Raw genomic sequence first — 12,566 nt, 5'->3', positions numbered from 1 at the left:
TCCATAAAATTAATTTAAGTTATTCTTTCTCATCAAATAATAAGTTTATAATTTCAATTACTTTTTTATTGCAAACAGTATAGTTTATTTCAAGGCCATTTCTCTCGCCTTTAATTATTCCTGCGTTTTTCAACATCTGAAGGTGGCGAGAAACAGTAGGCTGTGGTATATCAAGGCAATTTTGCATGTGGCTTACATTGCATTTACCTTTTTTAATTAGCCCTTTAATTATGCATAGACGTACAGGATGAGCTATAGCTTTTAGCAGTTCTGCAATTGAATCATATTTTTCAAAATCATTATCCAAGATTAATCACCTCGTGTATTATTATATTCATATATTACAATATATGAATATAGTTGTCAATGTGCTAAAGAAATTTTTACTACTTCTGTCATTAGGTTGTGCATAATATAAAAAAATAAACCTAGAGCTTTGCCCTAGGTTTATTTTAAAAAATTCTTCTATTTTTTCTTCTTCTCCTGCTTGTAGATATTAGCCTAATAAAAATTAGTATTAATAATATTACAACTGCTGCACCAACTCCAGCTCCTATGTATAATAAAATATTATTTTTAATTACAGCTTTAGAGGATATAGTAGGGTATAAATCATAAGTTGTTGTAAAATTTCTTTCTTTTAAAACTAATTTTCCTATACTTTTATCTGTACTTAGCTTACTTACTTTGATGTCTTTAGAAATTTGAAAATCTGTTTTAATCTCAGACTTATTCGCTTCATTTTCATAATAAGTAGCATCTTCTTTTAGGATTACAGGAACCTTAATCTCTTTTTCAGGTCCCAAAAATTTTAAGGGTTTATACTTAATGGATATAGTCTTTAATTCAGTATTAGCCTTATATAAAGGAGTTTTTTTAGCAGCATAAGCCCAGTTTATTATTTTTGCCATATCATTAAATACATAGGTATCGTTAGCGTCATAAACTGATTTCATAACTACACCTATAAGCACTCTTCCGTCTTTTTCGAAAACATTTGTAAGAGTTCTTCCAGACTTTGCAGTGTATCCAGTTTTACCGCCTATAGATACAGCATTTGATGCAGGAACTTGTTCAAGATCGATACCAACTTTATCTGCAAAGGCAGTATCTATCTTTTGACCTAATAACTTATTTCTATTTTCTATATAAGCTATAGCTCCGTTGGAAATTTCCACCTTATCCTTTTTTGTTCCCATAACTTTGCTTACCCAAGAATTTTTATAAGCTTCCCTTGTTATTATTGCTAGATCATAAGCAGAAGTATAATGATCATCTATGCCGTTATCCAATCCATTAGGTGTTACAAAGTGAGTATGCTTTAAACCTAAGCTTTTTATTTTATCGTTCATCATATTAGCAAAATCAGCAGGACTTTCAGCTAAATTATCAGCTATCATATAAGCGATATCGTTTGCGGAGAATAAAAGTAAAGCTTTCATTGCATCCTCTGCAGTCATTGTATCTCCAACACGAAGATTATTTTTACCTACAAGAGTACGCAAAGTATACTCAGGTTGATTTGCAGCATTTTCCGTATATTTAAGTAAATCTGTAGGTTTTTTATTTTCAGCTAGTAATAAGGCTGTTAAAAGTTTTGTTGTGCTTGCAGGATACATTGGAGATGCATCTATATCCTTAGCGTATATTATTTCTCCAGTTTTAGCATCCATTACTATTGCTGATTTGCCCTTGATTGTTGGTAAGTCCGCATTTGCAGCAAAAGCTGTTATAGAAAATGAAATTACGAAAAATATTGTTAATAATAAGGTTGAAAATTTTCGTTTCAAGATTCATCTCTCCCAATTCAAAATTTTTATTTAGTTAAGCATGATTTTAGTATAACATTTTAATATAATTAGAACAACAGAAAAAATATAGCTTTAAGAAAGAGAGGAATATGAAAATGGAGTATATACAAAAAATATTTAAAAATAGAAAAGGCGGTCCTATAGGAGATTTTCGTAAAAGTGCAGTTATGATTTTACTTATAGAGGAAGATGATGAAATATATATTTTATTCGAAAAAAGAGCACTGCATTTAAGAAAGCAGCCAGGAGACATATCATTACCAGGAGGAGGTATCGAAGAAGGAGAAAGTCCAATGGAAGCAGCTGTGCGGGAAACTGAAGAAGAGCTAAATATAAACAAGAAAGAAATAGAAGTTATTGGAGAAATGGACTATTTTATAAGTCCTTATAATTCTATAATATTTCCATTTGTAGCTAAATTAAAAACAGGCAACATACACCCAAACAAAGATGAAGTAGATCATATTTTTAAAGTTCCATTAAAATTCTTTTTAGAAAATAATCCTATCGTTCATGAAGTAGAAATAAGACCACATATGAAAGATGATTTTCCTTATCATCTCATTCAGGGAGGGAAAAATTATAAATTTTCAAGAAGAAAGTATAATCAGTATTTTTATATTTTCAAAGACTATGTCATATGGGGATTTACTGCACAAATCATTAAAAGATTTGTTGAAGTAATAAGAATGAATTGACTACGTTAAAAGATGTTTTACATTTTTTTAATGGCTTTGGTTAAATTACATAGTAGTAGTAGAAAATTTAGTGTTGGGAGTGCAGGTTTATGAGGGAAGGTTTCATAAAAAGAATTAGTATACTACTGCTATTATGTATCATATTCGAGTGTTTAAGTTTATCAGTTTTTAATGAAAAAGCAGAGGCTGTTAGCAATCCTTTTAGTTCTGATAACAATTTAATAGAAAACTTATTAAAAAGTAGAGAAGATTTGTTTGGAACAGTGTTGAAAAATCCAGAGAAATATGAAGTTCAAATATTGTATACTCAGATAAATAGAGATGAAAATAATGTACCTAGTTTTAAATCTTTTAAATATAGGGTGGACAACAGTAAGTATTTTTATCCAGCCAGTTCTGTAAAGCTATCAGCCTGTGTATTAGCTTTAGAAAAACTAAATAATTTAGGAATACATAGGGATACTCCTATGAAGATAGGGAAGGGAAGAGCATCACAAAAGGCTGTAATTTATGACTATAGTGCAAAAGATAAAAAACCTACCATTGCAAACTATATAAAAAAAATTTTGGTTGTCAGCGATAATGATGGGTTTGATAGACTGTATGAATTTTTAGGTCAAGAATATTATAATGAGACTTTGTGGAAAAAAGGATATAAGGATACTAGAATACTGCACAGACTTGGGAATAATATGAGCTATGAAGAAAATAAGTATACCAATCCTATTACATTTTACAATGGAGAAAAAATAATTTATGAGCAACCTATGGCTTACAATAATAAAGACTATTCAAATCACATGGATGGAGTAATTAAAGGTAAAGCATATGTATCGGGAAAAACTCTTATACATTCTCCAAAGGATTTTTCTAGGAATAATTTTTTTTCTATAGAGAATCTTCAAGGAATTTTAAAAGCAATTATGTTTCCAGAGCAGATTCCTTATGAACAAAGGTTTAATTTGAAACAAGATGATTATGAATTTTTAAGAAAGTATATGAGTATGCTGCCTAAAGAATGTGACAGTCCAAAGTACAATCTAAAAGACAGTAATTTTAAATATTTTATTTTTGGAGATAAGAGCAGTCCAATACCTAAAAACATTAAAATTTATAATAAAATAGGGTGTGCCTATGGGTATCTAATTGATAATGCTTATATAACAGACATAGATAAAGGAATTGAGTTTATGCTAACAGCTGTTATATATACTAATGAAAATGAAATTTTTAATGATAGTAAGTATGAATATTATAAGATAGGTATGCCATTTTTATCAAACCTAGGAAGAGTTATATATGACTATGAAGTAAAAGGAAGAAGAATGTAGATTATGTTTAGAATGCTATAATCTGCATCCTTCCTTTTTATTTTTTGTAAATATTCCAAAAGAAAACGAAATCATAAACAATATACCATATCATAGTTATCAAAAAAATTCAAATTTATGATTGACTTTAGCGTAGTATATTGATAAAATATCAGGAAAATAATTGTTTGATTTAACATTTTTTTGGGGCTAATTTCTATTCAATTTTAGAAATTAAAAATAAATTTAAAGGGGGTGCGTATAACATGAGTTTCAGTGTTATTGCAGCATTTAGTGTAATTTTATTAGTTTTAACCGTAGGGGAAATGGTATCAATTAAGTCTAAGGCCTTTGTTCCATCAGTATTTATGTCAGCAATTATCTTCTTAATAGGCTTTTGGACAATATTCCCTAAGGATTTAATCGATAAGGGTTCTTTTGTAAAGCCAGTAGTTACCCTATCCATGTATTTGCTTTTAACCCATATGGGAACTTTAATGAGTCTTAGAGAATTAATGGGGCAGTGGAAAACTATTGTAATAGCATTAGGTGGAATTACAGGTATAGTAGCAATGGATTTAACTATTGGAAAGGTGTTATTTGGATGGGAGACAGTAGTAGTAGCTACTCCACCTTTAACTGGAGGAGTTGTGGCTTCTATATTAATGTCAAAAGCAGCAACTGACAAGGGACTTGTAAGCTTAGCTGTTCTATCTACTTGTATGTATATAATGCAAGGCTTTGCAGGATATCCATTAACAGCACTATGTTTAAAAAAGGAAGCTAAAAGAGTTGTTACAAAATTTAGAAATGGAGGAGCAGAAGATTATAAAGCTAAAGCGGAACTTGCAGTTACTGAAGAACAAAAGAAAAGTAGAAAGAAGTTAATACCACCATTACCAGAAAGATATCAGACATCATATATGATTCTTTTAAAGTTAGGTATTGTGGCATGGCTTGCATCTTTAGTTGCTCCAATAATTCATATTAATGAGTTTGTAGTTTGTTTAGTATTCGGAGTTATAGGATGTGAGTTAGGCTTCCTTGAAGAGAAAGCATTAAATAAGGCAAATGCTTTTGGATGGTTAATGACAGTGCTTATGGCATATATTTTTGCAAGTTTATCTGAGGCTACTCCAGCAATGTTATCTGAGATCTTAGTTCCTCTTATAGGAATCATTATTCTAGGAGTAATAGGAATGGCAATAGTTTCTATGCTTTTAGGAAAGCTATTTGGGTATTCAAAAGAAATGGCATTTTCAGTTGCATTAACTGCTTTGTTTGGATTTCCAGCAGACTATATATTAACTCATGAAGCTGTGAAATCCGTATGCGAAACGCAGGAAGAAAATGAATATGTTTTAGATAATATGCTTCCGCAAATGTTAGTTGGAGGATTTACAACAGTAACCATAGCTTCTGTAATTATTGCAGGATTCTTTGTAAAATTGCTTTAAAGCATTAATTAAAGAGGGGAATGGGGTATATGGTTACTAATGTAGATAGAATACAAGAATATATAGAAAAATTGTCAAAATTCAACTCAACTCCTGGAAAGGGCATTACTAGACTAACTTTTACGAAAGAAGATAGAGGAGCTCGAGAATATATAAAAAGCGAAATGGTAAAGTCAGGGCTTAAAGTATATGAAGATGCTGTTGGTACAGTGGTAGGAAGATTAGAAGGGGAAGATAAGTTTGCTCCTGTAATAATGGTAGGTTCTCACTTTGACTCTGTAAAAAATGGAGGAAAATTTGATGGTGCAGCTGGTGTGGTCATGGGACTAGAGATTGCTAGAGTTATAAGAGAGAATAATATTAAATTAAAACATCCAATTGAATTTGTAGCTATGATAGAAGAAGAAGGAGGTAGATTTGGAAGAGGCTTGTTTGCAAGCAGAGCAGCTGCTGGAAAGGTTACAAGAGAGGAATTGTATAATTCAAAAGATGAGTCAGGAATTTCAATTGCTGAAGCAATGAAAGAATTTGGATTAGATCCTGAAAAAATTTATGATGCTAAAAGAAGACCAGAAGATATTAAAGCTTTTATTGAGCTGCATATTGAACAAGGACCTATTTTAGAAAAGAAAGATAAAGATATAGGTATAGTTGAATATATTGTAGGTTTAAATCAGATAGAAATAGTAATAAAAGGAAGACCTGATCATGCTGGCACTACTCCAATGAATATGAGGAGCGATGCTTTAGATGCAGCTTCTAATGTTATAAGTAAAATAAGCAGCATAGCAAAGAAAGTTGGAGGAGGAACCGTAGCAACAGTAGGAACATTAAAAGTTTTGCCAGGAGCCTCAAATATAGTACCTGGAGAGGTTATCTTTAGCGTGGATATAAGATCAAAAGATAAAGATTGCATAAAAAAGGTTAAAGATGAAATATGTAGTTTATTACAAGGAATTTGCAAGGAGAAAAATGTTAAATATACAATAGAAGAAAAAATTTATGTTAATCCAGTAAAAATGGATGAGAATATAGTAGCTGATTTTAATGATATATGCAATGAATTAGGCTTTTCGAGCCAACCTATGTTAAGTGGGGCAGGACATGATGCTATGATTATGGCAGAAATAACAAAGGTAGGGTTGATTTTTGTAAAAAGCAAGGATGGAAGAAGTCATTGTCCAGAGGAATGGACTGATTATAAAGATCTTCAAAAGGGAATTGAGGTAGCATATAAGGAAGTATTAAAATTAGGGGGCGTAATTAGTTATGGTAATTAAAGAATTAGGAGAAAAGTATAAACAATATATAATAGATTTAAGAAGGGAGTTTCATGCTTATCCTGAGCCAAGTCTTTATGAATTTAAAACTTCAGAGAAGATAAAAAGAGAATTAGATAATATGGGAATATCCTATGTACCTATTGCAGGCACAGGTGTATTAGCTACTATAAAAGGAAAAAAAGAAGGAAAAACTGTAGCTTTAAGAGCAGATATAGATGGATTATCTGTTGAAGAATGTAATAATGTAGAATATAAATCTCAAAATAAGGGATATATGCATGCTTGTGGCCATGACTGCCATATAGCTATGCTTTTAGGAGCAGCAAAAATACTAAATGCCATCAAAGATAAATTAAATGGAACAGTTAAGTTAATGTTTCAACCAGCAGAAGAAGTAGCCGAAGGTGCTAAGAGAATGATTAAAGAAGGGGCACTTGAAGGTGTGGACGGTGTGTTCGGCATACACGTTTGGAGTGATATAGAATATGGAAAGGTATGTGTAGAAGAAGGGCCAAGAATGGCTTCTGCAGATTTATTCACTATAAAAGTTAAAGGTAAAGGTGGACATGGATCTGCACCTCATCAAGGAATAGATGCAGTAGTTGCTTCATCTGCTATAGTTATGAATTTACAGTCAATAGTAAGTAGAGAGATTAGTCCTCTTGAGAATGCAGTTGTTAGTGTTGGAAGTCTTAAGGCTGGTTCTAGATTTAACGTTATAGCAAGTGAAGGAATATTAGAGGGGACAACAAGATGCTTTAATCCAGAAATAAGAGAAAACTTTCCTAAGATTTTAGAGAGAGTAGCAAAAAACACAGCCGAAGCCTATAGAGCAACTGCAGAATTAGAGTACAATTTTGCAACTCCTGTAGTAATAAATGATGTAAAGTGCTCTAAAATCGCCTCTGGAGCTGCAAAAAAAGTAGGTATTGAAACCACACACTTAGAAAAAATATCTGGAGGAGAAGATTTCGGAGAGTTTATGAATAGAGTGCCAGGAGTTATAGCACTTTTAGGTGTTAGAAATGCTGAAAAAGGAGCTTGCTATCCTCAGCATCATCCTAATTATTCAGTTGATGAAGATGCACTTCCATTAGGCTCTTCTCTTTACGCTCAATATGCAGTAGATTTCTTAAATGAACAGTAAAATTATAAAGTGTTGAAAAAGTAATTGCACTATTTTTAGTGCAATTATTTTTCTTTATGAAGATTTCTCACTTTTATCTCATAAAATACTATAGATATAATTTCTATAATTAAGTATATAATTACATAATTCATTCTTATTAATCCAAAACTATAGAAAAATTTAAAATATATAAATATAATCAAGGACAGTATTCCCCAAAAGCCATATAAGTTAGCTATGTTAGAATTTCTGTGTCTACATTCTTTTACATTACGCATATTTTCTATTATTTCCTCTCTAGAAGGACTTTTTTTTAGGGTTTTTATAACTAAAGATTTGAAATATAGAAAAAGTGCTGAGGCTAGTAGAAACATTCCTAGAAATATATATGATAAGGATATGCTAGTAACATACATAGTAACACCTCTTAATTAAATTTCATCATTAGTATACCGCAAAGAAATTTTATATATACTTACTTGATAAAACTATGCATAAAGTCTAATATTATTTTATAATGATAAGTGTAATGAAGTTTAAAGGGGTTGATAGTATGGAAAATGTAAGCAAGTGGCATAATGAAACTTTAGGAAAGAGAGTAGTAGAAGCTCTTAAAAAGAATTATTTTGATGCGGTGTATTTTGAAAGTTCTAAAGAAGCTGCAAAATATATTCTAGGATATGTAAAGAGTGGAGATAAAGTAGGATTTGGTGGTTCAGAAACTATAAAGTCTTTAGGAGTACAAAATGAAATGAGAAAGATTGGAGCAGAGATACTTGATCATGGAGCTCCGGATTTGTCACCAGATGAAAAGATGGAAATAAGAAGATTACAGCTTACAAGTGATTTATTTTTATGCAGCAGCAATGCAGTTACATTAGATGGAAAATTAGTAAATGTAGATGGCGTTGGAAACAGAGTAGCAGCTATGACTTTTGGACCTAAAAAGGTTATAGTGGTTGTTGGAGTAAACAAAATCTGTACAGATGAGAATGCAGCCTTTGAGAGAATAAAACTAGAAGCTGCACCAAAGAATACAAAAAGATTAAATGTAGGAACACCTTGCACTGAGATAGGAACTTGTATGGACTGCAGAAGTGAAAAAAGAATATGCAGAGTTTACTCTGTTATGAAGAGAAAACCTTCCATTACTGATATAACTGTTGTAGTGGTTGGAGAAAATTTAGGATATTAATTTTAAGGAGGTATTTGATTATGCCAGTTATAACTTTGGATGGACCAAAAATGGACAGAGAAAAGAAAGCTAAATTAGTTGAGGCTTTTTCTAAAAGTGCTAGTGAAATTCTAGGGATACCAGAACATGCTTTTGTAACAATAATAAGAGAAAATGAAATGGATAATATAGGACTTGGAGGAAAGCTGCTTTCTGATGGAAAATAATAACCATATGGTGGTTATTGCAAAGTAAATAGATAAATGATAATATTAATGTAATTCAAATTGAATAGCAGATTATATAAGGGAATATGGTGTAAATCCATAACAGCCCCCGCTACTGTAAGTGCGGACAAATAGTACATAACCACTTAGAAAAGCAGAACTATGTTGTTTTTCTAGGGAAGGGTACTAAGAGGATGAAGCACAAGTCAGGATATCTTATATAATCGTAGTTTTAGCCATTTATCTTCGGAGGGAAGGTGAAGGTTTTGAGCTTTTTTGCATCTTAACCGAACTTTCTAAGTTCGGTTTTTTATTTTGGAGGAAATATGGAAAATAGTTATAATAAAATGCATACAATGACCTCTATTATATTAAATCTGATTTTAATCTTAATTATATTAAGCACCAGCAGTCCTATTATACTGTTTGGGGTTTTTATATTTAATATAATCATATTTAAGAGCAGTAAAAATATGAATAAATTTAAAAAAGGCTTTATATATTTTATACCTTTTTTTATTGTAGGGGTTATAATAAATTCTGTTTTTGTAAGTGAAGGAAGCACCATAATTTTTACTATATTAAATAAGAATTTTACTCTGGAGGCTATGTCCTATTCTTTTATATTTTCTTTTAGATTGCTTTTGGTAATTCATATATTCATAAACCTTGAAATTATGATAGATTCTGATAGGGCTTTATCATACTTTTCTAAAAAGCTTCCTAAAACAACTCTTACTATGCTAATAGCATTAAAGTTTTTTCCTGCCATGAAGAGAAGAATATATTCTTTAAAAGAGATATACAGCATAAGAGGAGTTGATTTTGAGGGAAATAGATTAATAGACAAAGTAAAGGGGTATGTTCCAGTTATTTCTGTGCTGCTAGAAAGTTCATTAGAGGGGGCATTTGATATAGGAGAAGCAGCATATATAAGAGGTTTTTTAAGCGGCGAAAGAAGTATTTATGATAAACAACCATTACAAAAATCGGATTACATATTGATTATAAAGGGAATTATTATTTTTGCAGCATTTATTATATATAAAATATTTACTAAAGAAGAAGGTGACTTTTTATTAGGAAGCATACTTATATTTATTTTGATAATACTTCTAGGTGTATGTACATATGTGTTGAATTTTAGAAAGGAGGAATGATATGAAGTATATTGAAATAAAAGATTTAAATTATTATTATCCCGATACAAAAGAAAAGGCTTTAGACAATATAAATATTTCTGTAGAAAGTGGAGATATAGTGCTTGTTCTCGGTGAATCAGGTTCTGGAAAATCCACTTTAGGAAAGTGCATTTCTGGGGCGATACCTAATTTTTATGGAGGAAACATATCTGGAAGCATAATCATAGGTGGAAAGCCTTTAAATGATATGGAATATAATGAAAGAAGCAGGGAAATAACCATGGTTTTTCAAGATCCAGAAAGACAGCTTTTGATGAATAAAGTTCATAGAGAGGTAGCTTTTGGTCTTGAAAATACAGGAGTAGAGGAAAAGAAGATAAAAAGAAGAGTATTTGAAGCTATGCAGTTTTCAAATATATTAAGTTTAGCCAATAGAAATATAGATACCCTATCAGGAGGGCAGAAACAGAAAGTGGCTGTAGCTTCTGCAATCTCCTATCTTCCTAAATGCATCATTTTAGATGAACCTACATCTCAGCTAGATCCAACTTCTTCTGAAGAAATAGTTTCTCTTGTAAAGAAAATAAATGAGGAGATGGGAGTTACTATAATAGTTATTGAGCAGAGGGTGGAAAAGTGGTTTAATGCTGCAGATAAGATATTTATAATGAAGCAAGGCAGGAAAGTTTTTTATGGAAACAAAATGGATATGTATAGAGAGAAAAATGAATATATAACTAGCTTTCTCCCAAGCTACTTAAAGCTGTGCAAAAGTTTGAACATAAGTGAAGTTCCTCAAAATCTTAAAGAAGCCAGAAAAAGACTTAAAAGCTTTAAATATGAAAGAAAAGTTTCAAAAGAACATAATTTAAATGAAGTTATAAAGATAAATATTAAAAAACTGTATTATAGCTATGAAAAGGAAGAAGCACTAAGGGGAATAAATTTGAGCGTAAGAGATGGAGATTTTATAAGTATTTTAGGGCCTAATGGAGCTGGGAAGAGTACATTTCTTAAAAGTATTATGGGGCTTATAAAATATAAAGGAAGCATAGAAATTGATAAAAAAGAAGTAAAAAAACAGGCGTTGAAGGACTTAGCTAAAACGGTGGGATATGTTTCTCAAAACCCTAATGATTATATATCTAAGGATACTGTTTATGAGGAAGTTAAATTTACCTTGGATAATTATAGAATAATAGATGAAGGGATTATAGAAGAAACATTAAGAACTCTTGATTTATATAAAATAAAGGATAAAAATCCAAGAGACATTAGCGGAGGGGAAAGGCAAAGACTAGCTATAGCATCTATTCTGGTTTTAAAACCTAAAATACTTCTTTTGGATGAACCAACTAGAGGAATCGACAATAAAATAAAAGGAAGTTTAGGAAAAGCTTTAAGAAAACTCAATGAAGGAGGTACAACCATACTTATGGTTACTCATGATATAGAGTTTGCAGCGGAATATGGCAGCAGTTTTTTGCTTATGTTTAATGGAGAAATAGTTGCACAGGGCTCTAAAGAGGAAGTGTTAAGTGAAGGAATATATTATACAACTACTATAAACAAATTAATTAGAGATAAAAATAATAATATATTTACATTAAAAGATATTATGAATTTTACGGAGATATAATATGAAAAGATTAATTTTGATGTTAACAGTTTGTATATTAGGAGCCTTAATGATTATGGCATATAAATATGGAAACAATGAAAATATAGGAGCTATAATAACTTTATCCGTATTATTGATTTTATTTTTAAGTTATTTTTATTTTGAAAAAAGTTCTATGGGGACTAAGGAAATAGCTCTGGTTGCAACTTTAAGTGCTTTCAGTGCAGTATGCAGAGTTCCGTTTTATATTATTCCAAGTGTACAGCCTACTACATTTTTAGTGGCTCTTTCAGGACTGGTTTTTGGAAGCTATGAGGGATTTTTAATAGGAAGTACAGCTGCATTTATATCCAACATATTCTTAGGGCAAGGACCTTGGACACCTTGGCAGATGTTTGCTTGGGGAATTATAGGAGCTATTTCAGGAATTTTAGGAATAAATAATAAAAGATTATCCAGTGAAGTGTTTGGAATTATATGTTTCTTTTATGGTATTTTATTTGGATGGATAACCAATCTATGGGTTATATTATCTGGCCTTAAGGTTATCAATTTTGAAACTATATTAAGTACAAATCTAACCTCCTTTCCTATAGATATTATGCATGCAGGAGGAAATTTTATATTCGTCATATTATTTTATGATAAATTTTACAAAATACTAGTGAGATTTAAAAAAAGATTAAGATTTACTTATATAAATTAATTGTAAGC

At 30.9% G+C, this 12,566-nt stretch carries 13 protein-coding genes and 1 riboswitch; of the genes, 10 read left to right on the top strand and 3 right to left on the bottom strand.

Going from position 1 to position 12,566, the window contains the following annotated elements; all coding sequences use genetic code 11:
* Positions 1-19: 19 nt before the first annotated feature.
* The gene (locus CPAL_RS12700; RefSeq protein ID WP_061857223.1) at positions 20-307 is read right to left on the bottom strand and encodes an ArsR/SmtB family transcription factor; all 288 of its coding nucleotides are present in this window, start codon (positions 305-307) and stop codon (positions 20-22) included.
* 145 nt (positions 308-452) lie between these two features.
* Positions 453-1,790, bottom strand: a complete 1,338-nt coding sequence (locus tag CPAL_RS12695) for a D-alanyl-D-alanine carboxypeptidase family protein (protein WP_106024768.1) — start codon at positions 1,788-1,790, stop codon at positions 453-455.
* A 116-nt stretch (positions 1,791-1,906) separates the two neighbouring features.
* Here CPAL_RS12695 and CPAL_RS12690 point away from each other — a divergent pair, with 116 nt between their 5' ends.
* The 5 genes from CPAL_RS12690 to CPAL_RS12670 all read left to right on the top strand — a co-directional run bounded on the left by CPAL_RS12690 (position 1,907) and on the right by CPAL_RS12670 (position 7,706).
* Entirely contained in the window at positions 1,907-2,509 is a 603-nt protein-coding gene (locus CPAL_RS12690) for an NUDIX hydrolase (protein WP_061857221.1), read from the top strand.
* 89 nt (positions 2,510-2,598) lie between these two features.
* The gene (locus tag CPAL_RS12685) at positions 2,599-3,840 is read left to right on the top strand and encodes a serine hydrolase (RefSeq protein WP_106024767.1); all 1,242 of its coding nucleotides are present in this window, start codon (positions 2,599-2,601) and stop codon (positions 3,838-3,840) included.
* Positions 3,841-4,085: 245 nt separating this feature from the next.
* The gene (locus tag CPAL_RS12680; protein ID WP_106024766.1) at positions 4,086-5,276 is read left to right on the top strand and encodes a hypothetical protein; all 1,191 of its coding nucleotides are present in this window, start codon (positions 4,086-4,088) and stop codon (positions 5,274-5,276) included.
* Between the two features lie 29 nt (positions 5,277-5,305).
* Entirely contained in the window at positions 5,306-6,556 is a 1,251-nt protein-coding gene (locus CPAL_RS12675; RefSeq protein WP_106024765.1) for a Zn-dependent hydrolase, read from the top strand.
* On the top strand, positions 6,546-7,706 hold the full coding sequence (locus CPAL_RS12670; RefSeq protein ID WP_106024764.1) for a M20 family metallopeptidase: 1,161 nt from the start codon (positions 6,546-6,548) through the stop codon (positions 7,704-7,706). The genes CPAL_RS12675 and CPAL_RS12670 overlap by 11 nt, the downstream gene beginning before the upstream one ends.
* A 44-nt stretch (positions 7,707-7,750) precedes the next feature.
* On the opposite strand, the gene CPAL_RS12665 is transcribed toward CPAL_RS12670, so the two are convergent.
* Positions 7,751-8,104, bottom strand: a complete 354-nt coding sequence (locus CPAL_RS12665) for a hypothetical protein (RefSeq protein WP_106024763.1) — start codon at positions 8,102-8,104, stop codon at positions 7,751-7,753.
* A gap of 137 nt (positions 8,105-8,241) precedes the next feature.
* Between CPAL_RS12665 and CPAL_RS12660 the strand changes: the two genes are divergently transcribed.
* From CPAL_RS12660 to CPAL_RS12640, 5 genes are all read left to right on the top strand, one after another.
* Positions 8,242-8,883, top strand: coding sequence for a lactate utilization protein (locus tag CPAL_RS12660; RefSeq protein ID WP_106024762.1), 642 nt, complete (start codon positions 8,242-8,244; stop codon positions 8,881-8,883).
* A gap of 20 nt (positions 8,884-8,903) precedes the next feature.
* Complete coding sequence (gene dmpI, locus CPAL_RS12655) at positions 8,904-9,089, top strand: 4-oxalocrotonate tautomerase DmpI (RefSeq protein WP_106024761.1); 186 nt, start codon at positions 8,904-8,906, stop codon at positions 9,087-9,089.
* A 40-nt stretch (positions 9,090-9,129) separates the two neighbouring features.
* Positions 9,130-9,326, top strand: a riboswitch (cobalamin riboswitch).
* 89 nt (positions 9,327-9,415) lie between these two features.
* On the top strand, positions 9,416-10,249 hold the full coding sequence (locus CPAL_RS12650; protein ID WP_061857212.1) for an energy-coupling factor transporter transmembrane component T family protein: 834 nt from the start codon (positions 9,416-9,418) through the stop codon (positions 10,247-10,249).
* A 1-nt stretch (position 10,250) separates the two neighbouring features.
* On the top strand, positions 10,251-11,870 hold the full coding sequence (locus CPAL_RS12645; protein WP_106024760.1) for an ABC transporter ATP-binding protein: 1,620 nt from the start codon (positions 10,251-10,253) through the stop codon (positions 11,868-11,870).
* Position 11,871: 1 nt separating this feature from the next.
* On the top strand, positions 11,872-12,558 hold the full coding sequence (locus CPAL_RS12640; protein ID WP_061857210.1) for an ECF transporter S component: 687 nt from the start codon (positions 11,872-11,874) through the stop codon (positions 12,556-12,558).
* Positions 12,559-12,566 lie beyond the last annotated feature (8 nt).

Origin of the sequence: Clostridium thermopalmarium DSM 5974, assembly GCF_002995795.1 — a bacterium.
Taxonomy (GTDB): domain Bacteria; phylum Bacillota; class Clostridia; order Clostridiales; family Clostridiaceae; genus Clostridium_H; species Clostridium_H thermopalmarium.
The sequence above is the reverse complement of the archived record's forward strand: the minus strand, read 5'-3'. Positions and strand labels throughout refer to the sequence as shown.

What these genes read in the sequence shown, in the direction of transcription:
- CPAL_RS12690 (WP_061857221.1), top strand. Translation starts at nt 1,907, where the DNA reads ATGGAGTATATACAAAAAATATTTAAAAATAGAAAAGGCGGTCCTATA.
- CPAL_RS12685 (WP_106024767.1), top strand. Translation starts at nt 2,599, where the DNA reads ATGAGGGAAGGTTTCATAAAAAGAATTAGTATACTACTGCTATTATGT.
- CPAL_RS12680 (WP_106024766.1), top strand. Translation starts at nt 4,086, where the DNA reads ATGAGTTTCAGTGTTATTGCAGCATTTAGTGTAATTTTATTAGTTTTA.
- CPAL_RS12675 (WP_106024765.1), top strand. Translation starts at nt 5,306, where the DNA reads ATGGTTACTAATGTAGATAGAATACAAGAATATATAGAAAAATTGTCA.
- CPAL_RS12670 (WP_106024764.1), top strand. Translation starts at nt 6,546, where the DNA reads ATGGTAATTAAAGAATTAGGAGAAAAGTATAAACAATATATAATAGAT.
- CPAL_RS12665 (WP_106024763.1), bottom strand. Translation starts at nt 8,104, where the DNA reads ATGTATGTTACTAGCATATCCTTATCATATATATTTCTAGGAATGTTT.
- CPAL_RS12660 (WP_106024762.1), top strand. Translation starts at nt 8,242, where the DNA reads ATGGAAAATGTAAGCAAGTGGCATAATGAAACTTTAGGAAAGAGAGTA.
- dmpI (WP_106024761.1), top strand. Translation starts at nt 8,904, where the DNA reads ATGCCAGTTATAACTTTGGATGGACCAAAAATGGACAGAGAAAAGAAA.
- CPAL_RS12650 (WP_061857212.1), top strand. Translation starts at nt 9,416, where the DNA reads ATGGAAAATAGTTATAATAAAATGCATACAATGACCTCTATTATATTA.
- CPAL_RS12645 (WP_106024760.1), top strand. Translation starts at nt 10,251, where the DNA reads ATGAAGTATATTGAAATAAAAGATTTAAATTATTATTATCCCGATACA.
- CPAL_RS12640 (WP_061857210.1), top strand. Translation starts at nt 11,872, where the DNA reads ATGAAAAGATTAATTTTGATGTTAACAGTTTGTATATTAGGAGCCTTA.